The sequence below is a fragment of the Mucilaginibacter celer genome (assembly GCF_003576455.2).
GTDB lineage: Bacteria > Bacteroidota > Bacteroidia > Sphingobacteriales > Sphingobacteriaceae > Mucilaginibacter > Mucilaginibacter celer.
In genome coordinates, this window is record NZ_CP032869.1 from 603,380 (window position 1) to 625,331 (window position 21,952).

General features: G+C 43.1%; 21 protein-coding genes. 13 read left to right on the forward strand and 8 right to left on the reverse strand.

All coding sequences use genetic code 11. From position 1 onward, the window contains the following. Positions 1-3: 3 nt before the first annotated feature. Together HYN43_RS02445 and HYN43_RS02450 are read right to left on the reverse strand one after the other, a co-directional pair. Positions 4-1,254, reverse strand: a complete 1,251-nt coding sequence (locus HYN43_RS02445) for an MFS transporter (RefSeq protein WP_119407941.1) — start codon at positions 1,252-1,254, stop codon at positions 4-6. 37 nt (positions 1,255-1,291) lie between these two features. Beyond that, the gene (locus tag HYN43_RS02450) at positions 1,292-3,031 is read right to left on the reverse strand and encodes a thiamine pyrophosphate-dependent enzyme (RefSeq protein WP_119407942.1); all 1,740 of its coding nucleotides are present in this window, start codon (positions 3,029-3,031) and stop codon (positions 1,292-1,294) included. 767 nt (positions 3,032-3,798) lie between these two features. Between HYN43_RS02450 and HYN43_RS02465 the strand changes: the two genes are divergently transcribed. From HYN43_RS02465 to HYN43_RS02490, 5 genes are all read left to right on the forward strand, one after another. Continuing rightward, the gene (locus HYN43_RS02465; RefSeq protein WP_162996264.1) at positions 3,799-4,320 is read left to right on the forward strand and encodes a hypothetical protein; all 522 of its coding nucleotides are present in this window, start codon (positions 3,799-3,801) and stop codon (positions 4,318-4,320) included. A 55-nt stretch (positions 4,321-4,375) separates the two neighbouring features. Then, on the forward strand, positions 4,376-4,726 hold the full coding sequence (locus tag HYN43_RS30105) for a hypothetical protein (RefSeq protein WP_162996265.1): 351 nt from the start codon (positions 4,376-4,378) through the stop codon (positions 4,724-4,726). 269 nt (positions 4,727-4,995) lie between these two features. After that, positions 4,996-5,529 carry a hypothetical protein gene (locus HYN43_RS02475; protein WP_162996266.1) on the forward strand — a complete coding sequence of 178 codons (534 nt, stop codon included), beginning with the start codon at positions 4,996-4,998 and terminating at the stop codon, positions 5,527-5,529. Between the two features lie 566 nt (positions 5,530-6,095). Further along, positions 6,096-6,521 (forward strand): DUF1304 family protein, encoded by a 426-nt coding sequence (locus HYN43_RS02485; RefSeq protein ID WP_162996267.1) that lies wholly within the window; start codon positions 6,096-6,098, stop codon positions 6,519-6,521. 65 nt (positions 6,522-6,586) lie between these two features. Beyond that, positions 6,587-6,892 carry a DUF1304 domain-containing protein gene (locus HYN43_RS02490; protein ID WP_245447125.1) on the forward strand — a complete coding sequence of 102 codons (306 nt, stop codon included), beginning with the start codon at positions 6,587-6,589 and terminating at the stop codon, positions 6,890-6,892. Between the two features lie 50 nt (positions 6,893-6,942). On the opposite strand, the gene HYN43_RS02495 is transcribed toward HYN43_RS02490, so the two are convergent. After that, a complete protein-coding gene (locus HYN43_RS02495; RefSeq protein ID WP_119407950.1) occupies positions 6,943-7,668 on the reverse strand; it encodes a PAS domain-containing protein in 726 nt (241 codons plus the stop codon). A 510-nt stretch (positions 7,669-8,178) separates the two neighbouring features. Here HYN43_RS02495 and HYN43_RS30110 point away from each other — a divergent pair. Next, entirely contained in the window at positions 8,179-8,331 is a 153-nt protein-coding gene (locus HYN43_RS30110; protein WP_162996268.1) for a hypothetical protein, read from the forward strand. A 296-nt stretch (positions 8,332-8,627) separates the two neighbouring features. Beyond that, complete coding sequence (locus tag HYN43_RS02500) at positions 8,628-9,071, forward strand: WapI family immunity protein (RefSeq protein ID WP_119407951.1); 444 nt, start codon at positions 8,628-8,630, stop codon at positions 9,069-9,071. Positions 9,072-9,138: 67 nt separating this feature from the next. On the opposite strand, the gene HYN43_RS02505 is transcribed toward HYN43_RS02500, so the two are convergent. The 5 genes from HYN43_RS02505 to HYN43_RS02520 form a co-directional block, all read right to left on the reverse strand. After that, the gene (locus HYN43_RS02505; RefSeq protein WP_119407952.1) at positions 9,139-9,342 is read right to left on the reverse strand and encodes a hypothetical protein; all 204 of its coding nucleotides are present in this window, start codon (positions 9,340-9,342) and stop codon (positions 9,139-9,141) included. Between the two features lie 90 nt (positions 9,343-9,432). Next, entirely contained in the window at positions 9,433-10,317 is an 885-nt protein-coding gene (locus HYN43_RS02510) for a hypothetical protein (protein ID WP_245447127.1), read from the reverse strand. Positions 10,318-10,698: 381 nt separating this feature from the next. Next, positions 10,699-10,845 carry a hypothetical protein gene (locus HYN43_RS30115; protein WP_162996269.1) on the reverse strand — a complete coding sequence of 49 codons (147 nt, stop codon included), beginning with the start codon at positions 10,843-10,845 and terminating at the stop codon, positions 10,699-10,701. A 155-nt stretch (positions 10,846-11,000) separates the two neighbouring features. After that, the gene (locus HYN43_RS02515; RefSeq protein ID WP_245447128.1) at positions 11,001-12,296 is read right to left on the reverse strand and encodes a DNA/RNA non-specific endonuclease; all 1,296 of its coding nucleotides are present in this window, start codon (positions 12,294-12,296) and stop codon (positions 11,001-11,003) included. Positions 12,297-13,617: 1,321 nt separating this feature from the next. Further along, a complete protein-coding gene (locus HYN43_RS02520; protein ID WP_119407954.1) occupies positions 13,618-14,049 on the reverse strand; it encodes a hypothetical protein in 432 nt (143 codons plus the stop codon). A 352-nt stretch (positions 14,050-14,401) separates the two neighbouring features. On the opposite strand from HYN43_RS02520, the gene HYN43_RS02525 reads away from it, so the two are divergent. The 6 genes from HYN43_RS02525 (at position 14,402) to HYN43_RS02555 (ending at position 21,415) form a co-directional block, all read left to right on the forward strand. Further along, on the forward strand, positions 14,402-15,748 hold the full coding sequence (locus tag HYN43_RS02525) for a DNA/RNA non-specific endonuclease (protein WP_119407955.1): 1,347 nt from the start codon (positions 14,402-14,404) through the stop codon (positions 15,746-15,748). Between the two features lies 1 nt (position 15,749). Further along, complete coding sequence (locus HYN43_RS02530) at positions 15,750-16,424, forward strand: hypothetical protein (protein ID WP_119407956.1); 675 nt, start codon at positions 15,750-15,752, stop codon at positions 16,422-16,424. Beyond that, positions 16,421-18,181: a hypothetical protein gene (locus tag HYN43_RS02535; protein ID WP_162996270.1), complete on the forward strand. Its 1,761-nt coding sequence runs from the start codon at positions 16,421-16,423 to the stop codon at positions 18,179-18,181. The genes HYN43_RS02530 and HYN43_RS02535 overlap by 4 nt, the downstream gene beginning before the upstream one ends. A 494-nt stretch (positions 18,182-18,675) precedes the next feature. Next, positions 18,676-19,260: a hypothetical protein gene (locus tag HYN43_RS02540; RefSeq protein WP_119407958.1), complete on the forward strand. Its 585-nt coding sequence runs from the start codon at positions 18,676-18,678 to the stop codon at positions 19,258-19,260. A 210-nt stretch (positions 19,261-19,470) separates the two neighbouring features. Continuing rightward, positions 19,471-20,391 carry a S1/P1 nuclease gene (locus HYN43_RS02545; protein WP_119407959.1) on the forward strand — a complete coding sequence of 307 codons (921 nt, stop codon included), beginning with the start codon at positions 19,471-19,473 and terminating at the stop codon, positions 20,389-20,391. A gap of 118 nt (positions 20,392-20,509) precedes the next feature. Further along, on the forward strand, positions 20,510-21,415 hold the full coding sequence (locus HYN43_RS02555; RefSeq protein ID WP_162996271.1) for a hypothetical protein: 906 nt from the start codon (positions 20,510-20,512) through the stop codon (positions 21,413-21,415). The last annotated feature ends 537 nt before the right edge of the window (positions 21,416-21,952 follow it).

Here is a 21,952-nt window from a genome sequence, read left to right on the forward strand (position 1 = left end):
GGATCATTTTTCCTTGGAGGCCGGGCCTGTTTCTTTAATGATCAGGCTGATGACCAGGGCTGCAGCTGTGATCATCAGCAGAAAAACTCCGGCATTCCTGAAATGCTGCGCAGGATCCGGCGCAGCCATCAGGTTTTTCCCATACCTGGATGCGAAAACCGGCCCCAGAAATGCGGTGACGCTGAACGTTAGGAAGTTGATTGCGCCCGTTGCGCTGCCCTTAACCTGGTCGGGGTTGGCTTCCTTAATAATGGTGTAAGGAATCATTGCCGCACCGGATGCTGTTCCGAAAATGAACATGGTGATCGTCGCGGGTAGCAGGCCTGGAAAAAAAACGATTTGTGCAAAGCTGAGCATCATCACCAGAATGCCCCCCGAGAGAACAGGTTTACGGCGACGGATCCTGTCCGAAACCCAGCCAAGCAGCGGGCACCCGATAACCCAACCAAGCAGAACCATGGAACAGGTTAAAACCGCGTCGTGATAATTATAGGAACGGTCCTGCTGTAAGAAGGCGACTCCCCAGGTCATGGCAAAAATTGTTGTAGGGGCAAACAGCAGCCCCGACAACGCACCGCTCAGATAAGATTGCAGGTTGGTGAAAACAATCTTATACGGATCAACAATGCTGAGAATACTGGAATGACGCTCTTTCGTTTTATCTTCATGTGGAGTTGTAAAGTAAAGTAAGAGCGCGATGACAGCACAGGTGATGCCCATGATCACCCAGAATGTGTGGACCGACAACCCGTTATGGATGATCGGACCTACCAGAAATTGCCCTGCAGATCCGCCAAGCATACCCACGCATTGTGTCAGGCCGATAGCAGTTGCGATATATTTTGCAGCAAAGCCGTGCGAGGCGAGGTATACACAACCGGTAAAGGCAAAAGCAGATCCTGCCCCCTGCAGCATCCTGCCGGCGTCCCCGGCGATGATAACAGGCAGTGCAAATAAGGTGCAGCCTACTGCCAGAATCCCAATTCCGATCGCTATGGGGGCTTTCGCACCGTAACGGTCCAACGCTACACCGGCGATCAGGCTGGTCGCCGAGTAGGTATAGTAATAGGTCCCGAGAATGGTACTGACCCCGAGCGCGTTTACCCCGAATGCTTTACTGAGCTCAGCGATCATAACTGCCGGCGAAGACCTGATGACATATTCGAGGAAATAAAATATCAAACCGAATACCCATGCGATTATAAACGCCTTTTCGGTTGATCTTTGAACTGTGGAATTAGGAGTAGTGTTCATGGATATGTTTTTTAGCAGCGTCTTTTTAGATCCCGGTTTAGTCCCTTAGGTCCTGTAAGTGTTTATAATTGGATTTTACGGTGTCAAGCACTTCAACCAGCTTTCCGCCGAGCATCATTTTAGTCATGGACAATACCATACCTTCCACCATTTTTAACTCTATTTTAGGCGGCATCGCCAGCGCATTCGGGTCGGTAAATACATTGACAAGCACCGGGCCTTTGAAATTGAATGCTTCTTCAAGACCGGCCGTTAACTGGTCAGGGCCATGTACTGATATATTTTTGATTCCCATTGACTCAGCTACCATCGCAAAATCCGGGTTGATCATGTCCGTTTGGAAATCCATCAGCCCCTGTACTTCCATTTCAAGTTTCACCATCCCAAGAGAGCGGTTGTTGAAAACAATGATTTTTATGGGTAACTCATATTGCTTAATGGTGGCCAGGTCGCCAAGCAGCATGGATATCCCTCCATCACCGCACATAGCGATCACCTGACGTTCCGGACAGGACAGCGCGGCACCAATGGCATGCGGTAATGCATTGGCCATTGAACCGTGGATAAAAGAGCCGAGCATATCCCGCTTTCCTGTTGACCTGATGTATCGGGAGCCCCATACACAGCACATACCCGTGTCCACGGTAAATATAGCATCCTCTGCAGCCAGGCGGTCAAGTTCCGCTGCTACCGCTTCAGGGTGGATGGCGTCTGGCTTACCTTTGTCCTTTACGTAGATCGCCAGATGCTCCTTTACCTTTTCATAGATATGAAGCTGCGCATTCAGAAAGCTGGCATCGGTTTTTGTATTTAAGAGAGGAAGGAGTGCCTTCACCGAAGATCTGATGTCGCCATGCAGACCGGTTTTTAGTTTTGCCCTGCGGCCGAGTTTTTCGGGCTTTGTGTCGATCTGCACCAGGATCTTATCCTGCGGAATAAATGGAACATAAGGGAAATCAGTGCCCAGCAAAAGAACAACATCGCTCTCATGCATACTGTGATAGGCAGAAGGCAGTCCCAGCAGGCCGGTCATTCCTACTTCATAGGGGTTATCGTATTGTATACCCATTTTACCACGGAAGGAGTAGCCTACAGGGGCCTTCAGTTTTGCGGCAAGTTCAATAACTTCGTCGTGTGCTTCCGCAGCACCGATACCACAAAAAATGCAGATCTTCGGATGCCGGTTGATTAATTGCGCCAGTTGTTCCAGTTCTTCCGCCGCGGGGATGATCATTGATTTGGAAAAGTAGTTCGTGTCTGCGGATATATTGGGTACTGCAGGCATCGCGCTTACGTCCCCAGGCAAACCTAATACCGCAACGCCCTTTTTATGCACGGCATGCTGGATAGCGGCCTGCGTCATCCTCGGCAGTTGACCAGGGGTGGCGGCGATCTGATTGTAATGACTGCAATCGTCAAAAAGCCGGATCGTATTGGTTTCCTGGAAATAGCCGCTGCCGAATTCATGCGTAGCGCAGGTGGAGGCTATGGCCAGGACGGGAGAGCCGGACCGGTGCGCATCATAAAGTCCATTGATCAGGTGCACATGGCCCGGACCGCTGCTTCCTGCACAGCATGCAAGACCTGTAAGTTCTGCTTCAGCTGCCGCAGCAAATGCCCCGGCTTCTTCATGACGAACGTGGATCCATTGTAAACCCGGTTCTTTTCTGACCGCGTCATTCAATTCATTAAGGCTGTCTCCGGTAACCGCATAAATACGCTTAATTCCTGCTTCTACCAGCATCTTTACCAATTGTTCTGCTACTTTTTGTGGCATGTTGCGATATGTTAAATTGTAAATGAAAACATGTTTTTGACCGGGGAGTCCCCGGTCCGGAAATGTGCTTTTAATCCGGAGGTAAAGCAGGGATGCTTCCCGCTGGAATTATCAAGCCGCGCTTTTATGGCGAATCAAGACCTGTGCCGTGTGGCATTTTGCTTTAAATCAATTGTTTATGTTGTGCAGGCTGTTTTGTTTTTTATTTTATTTCGTAAATCGTTTTATTGGGCGACGAAATAATGCTGTTAACCTCCTATATTCCGGACCTGTCGGCATCAACCGGCGGGAGTAATATGGTGGAGTTTCGGTACTTGTCCGTCCGACAATACCGTGGGCGTCTCCCGTTTGTTATGGGGATATATCATCAGCGCGTTTATGACCGGAAGCGGGGAACGGGTGAGATCGCAGTTAAGCATTATATCGCCGGGTAGTTAAATTGACCAGCCCCTTGAACGTTTATTGCAGAATCAATACTTTTTTTGATTGCTTTATCAGCGGTTCTCACTGAGCTTGTTTGATTTGATCCACGTTTTTGATATCGGCAAAGGGCGGGAGCGTAAAGTTTTAAAAAAGTCGTCATGGTCAGGATTCGCACTCACAGCGGTGTCCTGATTCTTGTTTAAAATCGTTCAGCAGCGGTGTATCAACGAAATAAAGTACCATCATCAGATCTGTTTCTTGTTTAAAACTCTGTTAATCATTTGATTATGGTTTGGTATTCGTTTGGTATCCTCAAAAGCAATAAGGGAATTAAATTCAAGAGCATGAAACACGCATTTATTTTTGGAACCAATATTTATATCAGCGAAAAAAATACGGTCAGCTATGGCCGTAACGGCGATTTACGTGAGTTTTTAGTCATCCGGTCTTTTTTCGATCCGCAACAAAAGGATGGTATCAGGGAGCTCATAGTAGATGCGGACTTTTCACTGACGAACAACGAGCCGGTTAAGGTCGTTCACAATAAGATCGTCACGGGGATCAACGTCAATATGGTCTGTGAGCCGGATCGTGTAAAAATATACCATGTCGGGCACGAAGTACCCGTGCTGGATATTTTTCAGCTGGACCGCCATGAGTTTGGGAGCTTCGGTACCATAATCAATAGTGAGCTGATGGTTCAAGATCCTGATATCGCCCTTACCATCAAGGGAAATATTAAAGTCGGTGAGGGGTACATCTCTATCGACAATGAGCACCTTTATGTAGATGAAGAGACGTTTGCGGGTGCCGTGAATAACGCCCATCACGGCGTGATCATTACTGCTGATCAAAAAATAGCCTGATTTCGGCGCACCCCTGGGGTGCGCTGAAATCAACCAGATCGAAAAGGAGGTTCAGATGGATAGTTTAGAAAAAAGTGGAGATGAAGAAATAAGTGACAAATATCAAAACGGCTTGTTGACGAAGATGATCATTTATCTTCATGAGCACGGTTACACCGAAGATTTTTGTTTCAGCGATCGGCTGAATGTAATTTCTCCGCTCTCGGATCCCGCCATGATTATACCCCACTTTGAAATTCTGCTGATCAATCAGGTTTACGATGAACTGACCCACAGCCATAAGTATATCCATGCTATAGCGTCAGATTGTGGAATGCGCGGATTACTGCTGGCCGATAAATGTCTTTTGCTTTCGATGTCGTCCTGGAAGGTACCGAGGCCTCTGCCCTTTGATTTTATAAATTAGGGGGCAATTATTCCGGCAACACTTTGACCATGCTATCTGTCTGAGCCAGACATTTAAAATTTGATCTCATCTTACCCGATAACCATGCCGGTAAGCGTTTCGGCCAATCAGCGATCCGTTTTTTTTTTTATCCATTTAAACCAAAGACTGTCAGTGTTTTAACCTGTTTCCTGAAAAGATCAAGGCTGGATGCGTAGACGGAGATGTTACGAAAGTGCCGCTTCTCCCGTAATTGATGATTAACAAGGATTAAACTTTGGGGTCTTGGCATGTCTTACTTAAAAATAAATTCGATGATGCGTTCATTTTATATGCTTATGACAGCTGCAGCGGTCCTGGCCGCCGGCTGCCACAGTCAAAAACCGATTGTTGTTCAGGGCAACAGCGGAAATAATGCCTTGAGCGGCGCTGAAATACTATCCGTCCGGCTGGGATCAACTTCGGTTCGGAACACTGCCGATTCCGTAGGCGTTTCCTTCACTGTCTCCAATAACACCGATAGCCCGGTGCGTTTTTGTAAATGGGAAACACCATTTGAACCCCGCCTTGGCAAATATTTCGAGGTATCTGACGATAAAGGCAATGAAGCTGCTTTTAAAGGAGCCATGGCCCGAAGGGTCATGCCCCCACCAGCAGAAGCCTATATCGTGGTTGCCGCACATGACAGCGTTAACACCTCGGTCAACCTGGCAAAGAACTACTCCATCCAGACCGGTAAATATACGGTCAAATATGTTGGCGGAGGCGTAAGTGGCCTCCGGTCCGGGAACACCATTAGCGTTTCCGTTGCCGGTACCAATTAAAAAATGATGATATTGAAAAAGCCAGGCGTTATTCCTGGCTTTTTTTTGGAGGCGAAAGGCTGCGAGCCTTTTGGGGCAGATGATAATTTCATTCCGGAACCATACTGTGGCGGAGGATGCAGCCCCGTATGATACATTGCTGATCGCTAATAATGGTATAGGAATGCCGGAAGAATTCGATCTTGGAGGCCACAATTTACTTGGGATGGGTCTTATGCGGAGGCTTTCCGGGCAGATCCAGGGAGATCTTGGCATTTGTAATGGGATGGTACGACCATATTAATCCGGTTAAGAGACCTGAAATTGATGGAACCAGAACTCACCCCGATATAGTCAAGATCGTTGTGCTATATCGTAAGGAGGTAGTTTTATTACGAAATATCGCATTGGTTTTCGATTTTTGTAATTGTATCTTGCTTTTAAACAGTGTATTACGTTGTGGCGCGAGCTTTGAATATCAAGTGTCGGTTGGAGCTTAAACTGGCTTGTTCGGATCCCTGAAAAATTGTTCAGGATATGAACTGCTGAAGTAAGCCCCCGAGACTGCTATGAACCGATCTATGCACATGAACAGAACCACCAAAATACTTGTCGCCATCGTGATCATCGTCCACTTTCTTTTTTTTCTGCTGGAAGCGGTGTTATGGATGCAACCCCTTGTCAATGAGCCCCTGTTATTGTTATTGAACAACCCCGTAAGTTCCTCGTTCGAGTTGCAGGCGGTCACGCTCAGGAACCTTTTCATCAACCAGGGATTTTATAACTTGTTCATTATGTTTGCGGGTGTCTCAGGAATGGCACTGGTCACCCGGCGTAAATACAGTTCAGGCTATGCGCTGATCTTATTTCTTTGCTTTTGTGGTACGGGTGCAGGTATCGTACTCGCATGTTCCACCAAAGCCTACTTACTGGCTGCAGGCCAGGCCTTACCAGCCCTGATCGCATTCATCAAGATCTATCCCCTATACAACCGCAGCATTGATCTTCGATAGAACCAGATGAAAACAATTTCGCTTTTCCTGATCTTCCTGGTCGCCGTTATCCGTCTCTACGTATTGTGGATCGAGATGTTCGTTTGGAGACCAAAGGGAAAAAGAGCTTTGCCGGCATTTTTCCGCCGGAAGTGTTCTACCAGACCAAAGCATTCGCTGCTAATCAAGGGCTTTATAGCGGCTTCCTGGCCGCAAGGCTTATTTGGTGCCTGAGCAGTGATCCTTTATGGCATCCCAATATCGCGTCATTCTTTTTGGGTTGCGTGATCATTGCAGGGATATATGGCGCTGCCACAGGTCTGAAGAAAACATTTTTTATACAATCTGTTCCTGCTTCGGTTGCGTTGATCCTGGTCCTGCTATCTCGTTAAAGGATAGTTTAATTGGTAAATATCATCAACGAACCTTCAAGCGTAAATAATCAAGTTTTTATTTGATTATTCGATGTAAATGTGAACTTACCTTGTAATCTTAGTGGAGCTCCATCAGTTCCGAATATTATTTTGCCGAATGAGCGTACCCATCTTTCATAGCCGCCATCGATTGGATTGATCTTATAGACCATAGAGAAATCTGCTCCAGTATTTAACGATATAGTTAAAGCTGTTTCGACCTGCTTTCTATGTTCATCGCTGACTATATTTAGGCCCTCAATCCAGGTGAGCTTTGTTCCAGGTTTATATCCACGAATTCGCAATCCATATTCAGATAAACAAAGTTCGTTAGTAGAAAGATCAATCGACCAATCCCACAATTGTTCGTCATAGGATAAGGTTAAGTCTAAGCACCCTAATATGTCGGCTAGTTGTTCATTGAGCTTGTCAGATTTATGATATGATAATTCCAACTCCTCGCCTAAAGCAAGCACTTCGGCTTTTAAAAAAGCATTTTCCACTTCTAAATCTTTACTTCGCTCATATATATCTTCATAGCTGGGGTGTTCCTTTTCAGCAGTATTTTGGTCTGTTTTAATATGATCAGTATCTGAAAGTTTATTGGTTGATACACTACGCTTTCGCCTTATTAAAAAGATGTTAATCGACAGGAGTAATAAAATAAAGGTGTAAAACAATATGTTTTGTAGCAGTGAGCCTACGCTAAGGGACTTGATGAGCAGCACAAAGGAGAGGGAGGTGTTGTTGTTCATGATAGGGTCGGCAAATAAAAACGCAAGGTAATTATTCCTATTAGTTATAACAATCTGTTTAAGCACCCATTAATAGTTAAATTACAATATTTTGGTTAACTTTTAATTATGATGTGAAGATGGGTGCGAAAACTGAGGTCTTTAATATGATATTAAAACCGTTTATTGTGTGAAGTGTAGTTATAATAATAAGTTTATGGCCGAAAACACAACTCTCATTGTAGCGCTTTCTCTGGACTTGCAGGCGCTTTAATCACCCAAGCATTAACCGGCTTCTTTGCTTACATAGGAGATAAGCGAAAGGCAGCTATTGAACTTAGTAAAGAGTAGAGGATTAAAAAGGTCGAGATTGCAGACAACTATTATTATGTGACTGGCGAAACGATGCCTATCCTTAAGAAAAGTGTGCAATTATGGAAAGGTATAAATATACAGCGTAGCAAGTTATAGATCAATGTCAGATAGTTTAAAAGACGCCGATACTCGGTTAAAGCAAATGAACATTGATAAATGAAGAGGCATAATTTGATTGGGCTCTATTTCGATGTCGCCTTATCCTATGATGAACTGATTGTAGCTAATAACAAATCGCATGAGTTGTATCTTAACGTGTTAGATATTGAGGATAAGGTAAAGAATGCTGCTAATGATGAAGATAAGTAGCATCTGTTTGGTCAATACAGTTTAGCGATATTCGATTTATGCGGTCAGTATGACACTGTTTACGATATCCTGGCGAACGATATGAATAAAATTAAAAAGAATCTATCAGCTAGCTTTAAAAAGTAATTTGGAAAATCAAACTTTAACCATTCTCCTTAAAAGCTCACTGAATACGATATATTGAAAAAATCCCTCAACACTCGCTGTCAAGAGACTTTAAACCTTATCACAGTTGAACAAGCTATTCGCTTATCCAGTGTGCCGTGAATTTAAATATTTTGACTGATATTGCAATAATGAAGAAGAAGAGCCCTTTATACTTTGAGATTACAGATGCTTATGACATTGTGCGTGTAACTGTAAAAGGCCCTACAAAAAAGTCTACCAAAGTCGTTAACAATAAAGGATGGTTAGATATAGACATTACAGTTAAGGGCTGTACCTTGGGTGGCAGTTACCATGCTGAATTTTTACCAATAAGCTTCCATAGCTTTAGGCAGCAACTTGTTTCATTAATGTATGGCCTCGACAAGACAGCAGCCTTTGATGGTGTCATGGGCTATCTGAAATTAGAATTTGAGGTTAAGTATGAAGGCTTCGCTGAAATAAAAGTTAGAGCTTGCGATGTTCCCGGCATAGGTTCTGAGCTGACATTTAAGATGAGTATTCAGTTATCTGATGTCAATGAACTTGTTTTACAACTTGATTCGATATTGAGTCGGTATCCGTTACTCAATTAATGGGCGTTGAAGAAATGTCGTCGTTATTAGCAAGCATTGGAATCAATAACCTTTAACAGGGCTTATCCTAATCATCGCTTTCAGCTTGTATGATCTTTGTGTATTCCTTCCACGCATTGTCGTTTACACCGCCATCCAATTCTGTCAATAGCCTTCGCACATGGTTGAGGTCAGAGGTAAAGCCATCTATTTCTTGTTGGTACTCTTCTATGACTTTCAAAAGCTTTCCTTCTTCTCGTAGCAAGTTTTCGCGTTGTGTTTGTTTATCCATTAAGCAAACATATGGCAACGCTCACTATAAACAAAACGCCAGGCTGATTAAACCTGGCGTTTGTTGTTACCCTCTTTGGTTTATAAGTCATTACTTGACTTTAACCTCAATATTGTATGCAGTCCCTTTGTGCTTATATGCCACACTGAAAGAGTTATCCGTGAAATTTGCCAATTGAAATATGCTGTTGTTATTTTCACCCTTCAATTGAGCCGTGATTAACACAATGCCACTTTCAATATTCACATTAGAAATCGTAAAGGGCTTATCAATTATATCTTGTGATACGTCGGTATCGCTCGCACCTAACTCGAACTTCTTTGTAGCGACGAAATCTGTTTTCGTACCAATCAATTGTTTAAACTTTTCATAATCAGGCAGTATATTCGAGTAGCCTACTCCGGTTAGATTTGTTTCGGCAGTCGAACCACTTTGCCAATAGCCACCATACTTATTGCCCTCTGTGCGTTGATTAGTGAGATAAACGATATTTGCTCCAAACATAGCCGCCTGTATTTTCATTTTATGATATGCACGGTCTTTTACTCTCTCTTGATTTGAGAAAACTGTCGTGCCTTTAGCTTTAGAACTTACGTCGGTTAATTTATACAAGCCCTTAACTTCACTTTCAACAACAGTGATAGTAACTTTATCGTAATCCATTACTCCACTAACGGTTTTATATGATGTTGCTTCGGCAAATGTTTGTACACGGCCGCTCTTAAAGACTATCTTTTGAATCGTGCCTTTGTACACAGAGTTAAGCAAGTCCTCGCCAGGGTAGGAGTATTTAACTGCATCGGGAGTTATTTCCTTAACTGTGCAGGCTATTTTTGTATTGTTGGAAAATATTGTGTCTACTTGCGCTTTACTGATTGATGAAAGAGCTGTTAAAGAGATTGTTAAAGCCAATGATTTTAACAATGATAAGGAGTTCCGGCTTCGGCCAACTCCGGCATTTAGGTATGGGTTCATGATATGTTTAAGTTATTAAGTCATCAAATATAATAAAGCTTATTTAAATAAGCTTCCTTGGACACCATTGATTAGTTGTGTTGCTTTAACTGGTTCGAAATGTTTACCAAACTTAGATTTGACTTCAGGATCTCTTAAATCATGTAGCATATACGGCTTTGTTCAGGCACATTGAACTCAATGTAGTAGGGGTAATGATAGCACATCTAGGGATACAGTAGTAACTTTATAGCCATTGTAAAAGCCATTGCTAAGAAGTTCATATGTGCAATTTCACCGGTTAGTGAGTTAGGCAGCATCTTTAACAATGCCATTTCACAGCATGTAATGTCGAAATCTACAGCCTGTCCGATAATTTTCGGACAGGCTATGGGAAAAGGCTTATTTACTTTTGGGTTTTGGCGGATTATGCGTAGGTAGCGTGGGGTGCTTAGGCTTATTTGGCGGGTCTACATGCCATCGCCTGTCGTCTTTTCCGTCGTCTGTTTTACGCTTTGGGCCGGGTTTGATCATTTCAATGTGTTCCATCTTGTTTTATTTTTGAGCTTAAGCTACAAATATCGGGTTTGGGCAACGCCGGTAAATACGGGAAACCGTATCGCAGGCATGAAAGCTGATCGATGACCGGTAAGTTTGATAGGATCAGCTGATCACATCAAACCATAAATCAAAGGGACAGCAGATCAATTGCCGCCCTTAAACTTTACAGTTTCCACCACGTCCTGTACCGGTTTGGGCAGGGCGGACAGCAGGTCATAACCCGTGGCTTTTTCGATGTCCCTGACAGTACAGGTATAGTTCATCCAGTTCGGCGTAATGATATTGTCGTTGGGTGTATTGACGGCGATCACCCTGGTTTTCGTATTGATGCGCTGCAGGTCATGATCGCCTTCTGGGATAATCACCACGACCTTCCAGATATTCGAAGGTACCGTCACCTTGCCGCCTGCGATCGTTTTAAAATAGCCGTTCCGGCCATAGCCGCCCGAGCCGTAGCTCCCGGCGATGACATAAACCTCCATACCAGCTTTGACCTGGTCGCGGCAATAGGCTTCCAGGTGCTCCCAGGTCTTCTGGTTGTTATTGGGTGCCTGCGGCATCATGTTGTCCATTAAAAAGGTGGCGGAGTTGGCTGCTGTTGTGCTGGTCCGGTCGGCGCTGGGGCAGTTGTGCCCTTTGTCAAAGCCGGAGTTCTTATAGTCCGTATCATCCACATGGTACCAGCCTGCGGGAAGGGTGGCATCCGCGCGGAAATCGTTCTGCCGGTCTGCACTGCCGAAATCATTTTTGCCGATATGCCAGCTCACCCAATTCGGGCAGCCCCGGCTCTTGTTGTAGCTGCTGATATAGTAGCTTCTGTCGATGAGGTAATTATCGGGGGTATTTAAGTCGGTATTTGCATGGCTTGGGTTGCCAAGCAGCAGGTTGCTGTTATCGTAATTATAATTGCCTTTAAGCGGGAGGGTGCTGCTTGAAGCTTGTGCGGAGGTCTGCGCATGCGCGTTGATGGCGAATTTGCTGATCAGGATCCTGTTCTTGCCGCCGGAAACTTTGCGTAATTCAAACCTGACCGGCCCTTTGATGTTCGTGGAAAAGGTGGTGGATCGCTTCGTGCTGCCCTGTGTGCTCCGAAGGGTACCGGTTTGTCTGTAGCTCTTACCCTGATCTGTGGAATACCAGACCTGGAAGCCGGAGTTTTCATCGGTCCCGTAAGCCGCGTAGCTTACTTCAAGCGTCCGGGCCTCGCCATTGAAATCAAAGGTCATGGAAAGTCTGCCGTTGTTCCTGATACGGACGGCGTTTTTGTCGGTCAGCGCATCTGCCAGGTACCATGTTCCGCTGGAGAAGGTCACGGCACCGGGGGCATAAGCTGTTTTACTGCCCTTGCCGAAATCTTCCCGGAGCTCGTCGGTTTGCGGTTTATGCCATGCGGAAAGTGTAAGTACGGATAGGAGTAGAAAAGTACGGATCATATTCATCGGGCCAAAGTTAAAAAACGGGCCGGATTTGAGCGGGTTTGTGGAGAAGATGGGAAGGGGGAGACAAGGGGAAAGTATAAGTGGGAATCGAAAAAAATAAGAGGGGTTGTGTTTTTGTTGGTTTTGGTGGGGAGGGGGAGGTAAAGGGGGAATCAAATCGAAAAAATATGTGGGGGGGATTTCTATTGGTTTTGGTGGTGAGGGGGGGAAGATAAAAGGGGGGATCAAATCGAAAAAAATATGAAAGGTTGTATTTTCATTGGTCTTGGTAGAGATGGGGTATAGGTAATGTTTTCTTTGATGGGCCGTTGAGGATTGTTCTTTGGTTTGGGGGTAGTCAAAAACGGAAATGGGGTGTTCTGGGTGAGGATGATTGTACATTAAAATTGAGACGGTCTAATTCTTTATGGCGTTGCCTCCGGCCCAGGCTTTTGTTGCAAGACCTCGCTCGCTTCTCGCGCTGCGGGCTTTTCACGCCAATCCTTAACGCGGTGGGTAAAGAGATTTTTTACCGGTAAAGGCGTCATGCCCGTGGTGCATAGAAAATAGGTAACAATATAGCAGTTGGGGTAAATTCCTGAAAAAAAAGAGTCTGATATTTTGTCAGACTCTTCTTTTTAATTTTTATGAAAAAGCTTTATCAATTTTTTCTTTAGTTTCATCTGTTATATCCTTATGAATAGTCAGAAATCTTCCCTTGTCTTTTAAAACACTTTCCTCAAAAAGTTCTAATCGTTCTTTTGTTAAAAGATTTTTTAATGCTTTTACTTTAGCATGCAGTGATGTAATTTGTACTGAAAATTGAATTTAGGCTTGTTCAAAATCTGTGGTCATATAAAGTTTAGTTAATCTACTCGATTGTTTTAGTAAAGGTAGCTTCAACGATATTTTCATTAAAATCATACTCGCAGAAATAATTATCCATAGCTACAAAAGTATTTTTATTCAAAACTTTTATTGGTAATCTATAAATGCCTGATGATAATTGCATTTCAAGCTTAGTGCTAATGTTTTAACACTAAATAAATAGGGTAGCCTATAACCCTTGATTCTTCAAACCAATATGCACCAGAATCGGTATTAAACCCCTCCAATCCGGTAATCGAATATGATTTATCAGCATTAAGTGTAATCTTTATCTTATTTGCTTTATTTGAGAAAGTTCCGATTAGCGTCATTTTGATTTATTAAAGTATTTATGGTAAAAGATACTATCTATGAATGATAACGAAAAGAAAAAATGGCTACGTGAAATGTTAGAAGGAAAATCTGTGATTTTAGTATTCCATACATTATAAAAACAATAAAGATTGATAGAAAATTACAAATCAAGTTGAGATAGATAGAGATGAAGGTTTCCACGAAAAGCTTCAATGTCAACGCCCGGAAAGTTGAATCGATTTAAATGGCTATCCGTTAGCGCTTCTTTTGAACACCTTTTTAAATCGTTATAAACTAAATTTAAACAATCCTCGAATAATTTAAAAGATGTTGGTTCATCAGGGTTGTGAAATTCAATTTCAAATACTCTTCCTGCATTTATTACATAAAGAGTTTCAATTTTTTTACCATCGGTATCTTGAGTGAAAATCTCGTATATCCCCAATATGGCAAAAGTTATAGTATCATTGTGTTTTTTAAAATCAAATTTCCACATCAAAAAGTTAGTTGCGTTATCATCTGATTTATAGTTATAAACTAAATGATTTTCAAATACAAAAAGTTCAGTTTGATGTTTTAAGTAAGGGAACATATTTCAATTTTGTTTAGGTCTCTTTTGGGTATTGGTCTTGCGTTGACCGCTCTATTAACAGCTTCCTCAAAGCTATTACAATCTTTAGATTCTTTCATACTATACCTATAGGTAATTCATCACAACATCGCTGTAAATACTTTGGACTCATGTATGAGCTGATATTCTCGCTTTAATAATGTCAATTAATCTTGCATCCAAAATTATTGATTCAGATCCCTTTTTCGGAATGATATATTATAAATGAACTTATAGGAAATAGTCTTATTTTAATTGTAAAATTTTGATTATTAAATATTTGTATATTATGATGTGAATTATTATTTTAGTTCAACCTTTATCACCCATAGAAATGAAACTGAATATTACCTTAATTCTGTTTTCTCTTCTGAGTCTGTCTTCCTTTGGCCAAAAAGTTGTCCATCACGCCTATATTACTTATTATAACCCTCGTATTAAAGAACCGGACTCCGTTATTTGGAACCTTACGCCGAAGATGGTCGCCTGCGGAAAACAAACTCGTGTTGATCTTTTTGGTCCCGATCCTAAAATAGAGCATTGCGCGGTTAAATCTGACTATGAAGTAAACGCCGGTAAACCTCAATCATTAAAAATTGATTTAGGCCACTTGTTTAATTTTGAGGAAGCACAGTGTGATTCAACGGATAGGATTGAGTGCTTTTATCTTTCAAATATGCTTCCGCAATTTGACTCCTTTAACAAAGGTGATTGGAAGTCCCTTGAGATCGAAGAACAAAAATGGGCGAAAACTTCGTCTTTGCACATCATTGCAGGTGGTAGCGGGAGCTTAGGAAAGCTGCCTGCCGGAGAAAATATTCCGAAGTTTATTTGGAAAGTAATTCGGAAAGATGGCCGATGGACAGCATGGATAATGCCGAATAGTCCCACCTCGAAAGGGCATAAATACACCTATTGGCAGAAGCCGCTTGATAGCTTAAATAAGCTGACAGGTCTGAAATTGACCAATATCTCATTAAAAACCAAGCTTATGTTAGCAACAGCACCTACGATTGCACCAGCAACCGGAACCGACGCCTGGCAGGCGATCGTCACCATTTTATTCGCGCTAAGTTTAATCTCCGAACGGATTTCAAATGTTTTTAAACTTTGGTGGACAAAAGCAGAAATGTCAGTAGGAACCTTAAAGCAACGCAAAACTCACGAAAACAACGTGTTGTGGATTGCTATTTTAGGAGGCATGATTACTTCATTCGTAGCGGGGGCGGACCTGTTCCACATGATCAACTACCATAATCAATTGTTGTTTTTTTCTGGGCTGTTTATTGCAAGCACTGGTGAATCCATCACTCAGCATGTTTGCGGGGCAATCTTAACAGCGTTCTTTATCAGCTTAGGATCTAAATTCTGGCACGATATGCTCGATATCGTACTCCAGTTTTCCAATTTGAAAAAATCCCAGTCCGACCAGGCTATGCAGTCAGTCCAACAACAGGCTTCGGACACGCAGGCAAGTACAGTCGCCAAACTTGACGCAATGTCAGCTTGGTTAAGGACATTACCCGGCTTCAGTGGCTATCGTATAGATCCTTCAGGAGGTACGGTAAGCATTTTTTTTGATAAAGATACGCCGATAACAGATGCCGATAAAGCAACGCTTTCCGCCACGCTTGGGATGGGGACATTTAACATCCTTTCGTCAAACATAAGGCTTGCATGATATGGATATCAAACCAGGAATGCCAATCTTTAATTCTGCCGATCCGCCAAAAAAAGACGGGGAAATTGCGCTCGGTTCGATAGGGGGCTTTTTTACAGGAAAAGATAATGTACAGTATTTGCTAACCTGCTATCATTGCGTTTATCAGGCTACGGAAGGGCATGATGAGTTTAAACCTGGAGTAACTAAAGACCGGGTGAGTACTTTTGATCCAGAGGGACATCCGGTAGAATTTGGGACCATTATTTATGGGCAGATCAATCATGAAGTGGACGCTGCGCTGGTGGAAGTAGACTCAAATTTTAACATTATCCCTGAAATTCCGGTTTTTCAGAGGAAGCCGGGCAATATCAGGTTGGAAAACACTTATGGTAGCTTATTGCCTGTTCAGAAGTATGGATTGACCACGGAATATCGGAAAGGTACCTTCCAGACTATTTCCACGACGCAAGGATGCCCGTATCCCCCAAACCTCCTTATTCATCATTTTGATAAATTGCTGGTAATTGATGGAGACGGCGGCCTGTTTGCAGATGGAGGTGATTCAGGGTCATTGATTTTAGACATGGGAGGTTCAGTGCTTGGAATGGTCGTGTTGATCGATGATGATTTAATAACCTACGGCATACCTGTCTCCCAATTAAAGAAAAACTTAACCCAAATCTCCTGGATATGAAAACATGTTTATTTACAGCAATACTGATGACGATCTGCCTTGCTTCTAAAGCACAGAATTCTGTAATAGTAGATGTTGCAGCAGAAAACCTGCAAAACCAGTCAGCAAAACTTGACCCAACCAAACCGTTTAAAATAAGTCTCATAAATGCAGGAACGGAAAAAAATGTCCGTCTAAGTTTTGACTTCAATAACGTTTATAATCAGCCTCAAAAGACATTTACAGTTATCGATGGCATTACACTCACTCCAGGTTCAGGATTCGTTTTGGTAGCCGCTAATACGGGCTTCACAATGTCTTTCACTTTACTGCGGACGGGAAAGCACTTTAAGGTTATAATCGGTACTGACGGCGGCATGACCTACCAAAACGATACGCCAATAGTTTCTGCAAATGCTATCGACAATAACGCACTTTTTTCAAACACACCACACGATCAAACAGATATCATCAACAAAAAATATAAAAACCTGGTCATCTTCGACCCTTGTAATAAAACCTATACAATTTACCGAAACGGGATAAAGAAAAATACACTTTGGTTCCACGGTGCCCCTTATGCCGGACTGCAAGGGGTAGTGTTTTTGATAGACAATTTCAATACTGTAAAATATGATGTTACGGTTACCAGTTCATTTATAGACAACACTTATGCTATACCGGATGTATTTTCTTCTGTGGGAACTCTTATGACGGTTGGAGCGCCCGCAAGCACCTTGGGGGGCTTTAAAATGGCAGAGCTAGCAAAGTTAAACGCCTCTTTAAAAACTTTGCTGAATCATGATTGCGGGAATTTTTATGATGCAAAAAATAAAGTCAATACCTACCTGACAGCCAATTTTGGCGGGGACCTGCAACAATCCTATAACACCGCGATGACTACTTTTTTGACAACAATTAATCCGGCAACCACTAAACCCTATACAAATAAGGAGGCCAACACCGTCCTAAAAGAAGACTACAGGCTTACAGTTACACCTGACTCGCTGGTAAAAGAGACGCTCAAGTTAATAAGTGCATTACAACTATCTCCATTTTCGTATGAATACGATGTCCCTCAACTTCAGAATGCCGACCAGCTTCAATTTAACCTGACCGTAGCTCCTACGGCAAATGCGTTTTCTGGTGTAAAAACTGGTGGCCTCAATATTAACGGGCCGATAACTTTACCTATTCTCGGCGGATGGAAGTTCGACTTTAGCGCCGGGTTCTTTTATACTTCGAAGAAAAATCAAACCTATACTTTGCGGAAAAACCAGGCTGGTAGCGGTGATACCACAAAGAGCAGTATTATCATGGAGGATAATTATAACGGCGGAACAATTGGTGTAAATGGACTGATGCACGCTTACTACCGGTTTGCCGATGGCTTTACTCCCGCGCTAAGCTTTGGGGTCGGTAAATCACTTGATTTGAATTACACAGTTTTGGGCGGAATCAGTGCATTATTCAATGTGTCAGGACAGAATAAAATCGGTCTTACCTACGGCGTCAATTATACAAGCATCAAGGCGCCCTCAATGGCTTTTAGAAATAACGATGGTACATTTGTTCAACAGCCGGCATCTGTTACCGCTGTTACCTACGCTAATAAATTTGTTTGGGGGAAGTTTTTTAGCTTGACTTATACATTTGGCCTCACTAAAGCAACTCAACCGGCCAGCACCGCTGCAGCCGCGTCAGCATCCACTTCAGCTGCTACATCAACAACCGGTGCAGCGACATCGGCTGCTGGAGGAAAAAAATCGAAATCTTAAATAACCGGCTATTTGGAGGTTTTATGTCCAGGGGTTTTAATTATTATAGAGGTTGCCGAAAATAAAACGTCTTCAGCAGTAACCTACATTGATAACCCAGCCTGGCAGATGCATATTCGAGGGACAGTCGGGGAGAAGGAGGGAACCTGTTCCCTCGATGGAATTTAGAACCGGGTAAAAAAATAGATAAACAGCCCGTTATGATACAATTGAGGTTTTACTTTACATATGGCCGTTCCAAAAGACCATCGGTTGGAAAATTTATTGGATTAAAGGCTATAGCTGACTCCCGGATCATTTGCAGGCTGGCCCCCTTTGATATTTTTTGAAAAAGAATTAGAACCGTGCTTGTTCTATGATCAGGTACTATGCTTAACGGGTTAAATCATTTTTTTAATTTATTATCTAATTTATGCTTTTTTTAAATGTCTCATTTGTAATGGGATATGATAAAAGTTTTTATAAATTTATAACAAACCTATCACATTCAAATCATGGCCAAATTTTTAAAAACCAAGGAAAAGGAAATAGAGTCTGTCAAGAATATTTTTGAAACGATTGCGCTATTTATAGCAGCAGTTTGGGCAATATTAACCTTTTACATAAAGGATGCCCCGGAACTTAAAGGAACGGCATCAACAAATAGCGAAATGACTATTGAAGCCGTTGATGCCAAGAAAGTTCATATTAATTACTTTGTAACAATTAAAAACAAGGGCAAATCTGAATTCGAGGTAGATGGGCCCACAATGGTAAGGTTGTGGCTTATTCCAATCGACTCGGTGATCCATGAAAAACATATTGAATGGGAAAAGTATTTGAAGATGCCGTCAATAGATACCATAAGCAGTCAGGCACTTACCAGCACATATGACCCGGATGGCGAAATAAATGAAGGTTTCGATTTTTTCACCAACGATGATCCCAACGTTGCGGTATTAGCAGCCATCGATGTGAATTTTAAGCAAAAAAGCCACTGGTACCAATTTTGGAAATGGTTCGGCAAGGAAGAAAGCAGGCCGGACTATAGTTTTTCGACGAAAATGCGCTGCATACCGGATAAAAAAGATCAAAAGTAAACCAAAATTGCATTTTTTATAACACCTGTAAAAGTTGGCAATATTATGAGACAATACGAGGGATATAAAAGCCAGAGGCTTCCTAAGTGTATAGCGCTCGCTTGAAAGTTAACCCTATAGAATCCATTTTAAATATTATATTTTTTTAGAGCTATTTGGAATGTTTATTTATTTTAATAACTTGACATTCAGTACTTAAGTCTGTTTGTTATGAAGAGAATCACTGTATTTATTATTGTCCTGCTGATGCCTTCCGGCGTATGGGCCTGGGACGGCAGCGGCCATATGACTGCTGGGGCGATCGCCTATTATTATTTAAAAGTACATAACCCTGCCGTGCTGAGCAAAGTACTGGCGACACTCAGGCTGCACCCCTGGTATAACCAGCAGCATTGGAAGGATACGCTCGCCCTGTTAAAGCCGGATGAACAGGATGCAGGCCTGTTTATGTTGGCATCGACCTATCCCGATGATGCCAAGAAAATACCCCATTTCATTGATGGCGACCGCACGCATAAACTATGGCACTATATCGATTACCCCTTCGTTGCGCCGGGCTCATCGGCGATTCCACAGCAGCCCAAAAGCCCGAACGCGCAGGAAAAACTAAATGAACTGGTCCGTGACCTGCCAGCAGCTGGCAACTCTTCAGCCAAAGCGGTAAATCTGGCCTGGCTGTTCCACCTGATCGAGGATATCCATCAGCCCTTGCATACGGCCCAGTTATTTGATGCGGATAACCCTGGCGGGGACAGTGGCGGACTGAAAACTTTTATCAGGATCGATACGGGAAGCCCGAGGGAATTGCACGGCGTGTGGGATGAACTGGTGAAAGGCAAGGTCAAAACCTATCCGGCTAATGCCAGCCGGCTCCTGGCCATGGATAAGTATAAGGAAAGCAACCTGCCCGAGCTCAGCGCCAACCCCAAAATAGCAGACTGGATCCTGAAAGAAAGTTTTCTGGCCGCCAAACAGTTCGCCTATCTGGACGGGACCGTCGCCGGCACACAAAGCCACCCAACGACAGTACATGTCCAGTATTTAAAGGATGCCTCGCCGCTTGGTGAAAAACGGGTGGTTTTGTCGGGGATCAGGCTTGCTAAACTTCTGGTAACAATCTATCATGGCTGAAATATTTCCCGGTGATGATCATATCCTCGAGAGCCGGCCAATCTTTTATTTAACAGGCGGTGTCATGGTTTGAAGGACACTGATGATCTGAAAATGCAATTCACCAATATTATCTGTAATGGCGGACTTACGGGATTATATCTATATCGAAAAAGAATTTTCAAATTGGAAAGAGTCTGTTCGGACCCGTATAAAAACAGCGAACGATACCTCCAGCAGGTCAAGGTACAGCCTGATCTTCCTGGCCCTGGTTTCCTCCGGTTTCATCATGTCCTTATTTTCCTATTTCTATTCCTGGAACAGGGACTTCGCCTTACAGTATATGAGGAATAAGGGGGATGTCAACCTGATCAGGGACGGCATCATCAAAGAATGGATATCCACCCAGACGTACCAGCTGCCGATTGTCGGCATCAAGGTAATGGCCAGTGATATACAGGTTTTCGGGCCGCTGATATTAATGGTCGCTTCCACCTGGCTGTATTATGAGGTCAGGAGGGAGCATTTCACGGTTGGGCGCCTGTTGGGTGATGTCTATTATACTCAGAAAAATTTGGGGGAAACCACGGATCCGAAGATCATCATTTTTTGCCAGGAGGTTTATCATAACTTGATAGGGTACACGGTTTTCAATGTCGTGCCCTATGATACCCAAATCTCGCATTTAGGCAATCCGTTGGTCTCCATGCAGGGCATCAATTCGCTCACCTGGGCACACCGCACGCGCCGTATGGTGATCAAAGTGCTGGTCATGACCCCGCTGATTTCTTTAGGATTCATTCTGTTGACCAGGATATTGACCTTTACCATTATCGAATCCACCGTTACAGGGAAAGTACACCAGATCTCCACGATCTCCGGGATGCGCCTTTTCTTATTGGTCCTGTCATCCGTCCTGATGCTGATATCCCTTTACGTGTGTTTTATCAACGTTCAGAAGATCTACAAATTGGATAATGCCACGAGAAAATTGCTGGACGACTTCCAGCTGTGGGCCTTCCAGGGAATCAATCCTGCGGATTGATGATATGGGAATTTCTTTGAGCGGGTGTCCGGTGATCAGCGGGGATTTGAACAATGCTTTGTTGATGTTGTTTTAAGTGCCGCCTGGCGGAAGGAATCAGGGGGTAGGGAAGAATTTTAAAGGGTTTTGGATATGGTAGAAGAAGGATATGGAACGGTTAAGAGATTATGGGGTTGTATTTTTTTAGATGGGAAACTTTCTTTTGGGGATATTGATGATTGGATGGTAATCGGGTAGGTAGGTTTGTTGGGTGATATTTTGTGGGAGGAGGGGAAATGTTCATGATTTCATGGAAAATAAGGAAGATACTAAGTATTTATGACGTTGCCTCCGGCGCAGGCTTTTGTTGCAAGTCTTCGCTTGCTTCGCGCGCTGCGGGCTTTTCACGACAATCCTTAACGCGGTTTAAGTAGGGAAAGCTTACGAAGTTTCAACTATCAAAATTGTTTTTCAAGGTCAACATACACGCTTCAAATGCGTGTGTGTTGACTTTTTCTGTACAAATTGTAAATGTTAAACAGAGATAATAGGGTGTAA

Excerpts from the sequence above, each read along its gene's own strand:
- HYN43_RS02555 (WP_162996271.1), top strand. The coding sequence starts at position 20,510 with ATGGCGGACTTACGGGATTATATCTATATCGAAAAAGAATTTTCAAAT.
- HYN43_RS02515 (WP_245447128.1), bottom strand. The coding sequence starts at position 12,296 with ATGAATATGATCCGTACTTTTCTACTCCTATCCGTACTTACACTTTCC.
- HYN43_RS02535 (WP_162996270.1), top strand. The coding sequence starts at position 16,421 with ATGAAAACATGTTTATTTACAGCAATACTGATGACGATCTGCCTTGCT.
- HYN43_RS02475 (WP_162996266.1), top strand. The coding sequence starts at position 4,996 with ATGTCTTACTTAAAAATAAATTCGATGATGCGTTCATTTTATATGCTT.
- HYN43_RS02465 (WP_162996264.1), top strand. The coding sequence starts at position 3,799 with ATGAAACACGCATTTATTTTTGGAACCAATATTTATATCAGCGAAAAA.
- HYN43_RS30105 (WP_162996265.1), top strand. The coding sequence starts at position 4,376 with ATGGATAGTTTAGAAAAAAGTGGAGATGAAGAAATAAGTGACAAATAT.
- HYN43_RS02540 (WP_119407958.1), top strand. The coding sequence starts at position 18,676 with ATGGCCAAATTTTTAAAAACCAAGGAAAAGGAAATAGAGTCTGTCAAG.
- HYN43_RS02520 (WP_119407954.1), bottom strand. The coding sequence starts at position 14,049 with ATGTTCCCTTACTTAAAACATCAAACTGAACTTTTTGTATTTGAAAAT.
- HYN43_RS02510 (WP_245447127.1), bottom strand. The coding sequence starts at position 10,317 with ATGAACCCATACCTAAATGCCGGAGTTGGCCGAAGCCGGAACTCCTTA.
- HYN43_RS30115 (WP_162996269.1), bottom strand. The coding sequence starts at position 10,845 with ATGGAACACATTGAAATGATCAAACCCGGCCCAAAGCGTAAAACAGAC.
- HYN43_RS02545 (WP_119407959.1), top strand. The coding sequence starts at position 19,471 with ATGAAGAGAATCACTGTATTTATTATTGTCCTGCTGATGCCTTCCGGC.
- HYN43_RS30110 (WP_162996268.1), top strand. The coding sequence starts at position 8,179 with ATGAAGAGGCATAATTTGATTGGGCTCTATTTCGATGTCGCCTTATCC.
- HYN43_RS02450 (WP_119407942.1), bottom strand. The coding sequence starts at position 3,031 with ATGCCACAAAAAGTAGCAGAACAATTGGTAAAGATGCTGGTAGAAGCA.
- HYN43_RS02495 (WP_119407950.1), bottom strand. The coding sequence starts at position 7,668 with ATGAACAACAACACCTCCCTCTCCTTTGTGCTGCTCATCAAGTCCCTT.
- HYN43_RS02525 (WP_119407955.1), top strand. The coding sequence starts at position 14,402 with ATGAAACTGAATATTACCTTAATTCTGTTTTCTCTTCTGAGTCTGTCT.
- HYN43_RS02445 (WP_119407941.1), bottom strand. The coding sequence starts at position 1,254 with ATGAACACTACTCCTAATTCCACAGTTCAAAGATCAACCGAAAAGGCG.
- HYN43_RS02505 (WP_119407952.1), bottom strand. The coding sequence starts at position 9,342 with ATGGATAAACAAACACAACGCGAAAACTTGCTACGAGAAGAAGGAAAG.
- HYN43_RS02500 (WP_119407951.1), top strand. The coding sequence starts at position 8,628 with ATGAAGAAGAAGAGCCCTTTATACTTTGAGATTACAGATGCTTATGAC.
- HYN43_RS02530 (WP_119407956.1), top strand. The coding sequence starts at position 15,750 with ATGGATATCAAACCAGGAATGCCAATCTTTAATTCTGCCGATCCGCCA.
- HYN43_RS02485 (WP_162996267.1), top strand. The coding sequence starts at position 6,096 with ATGAACAGAACCACCAAAATACTTGTCGCCATCGTGATCATCGTCCAC.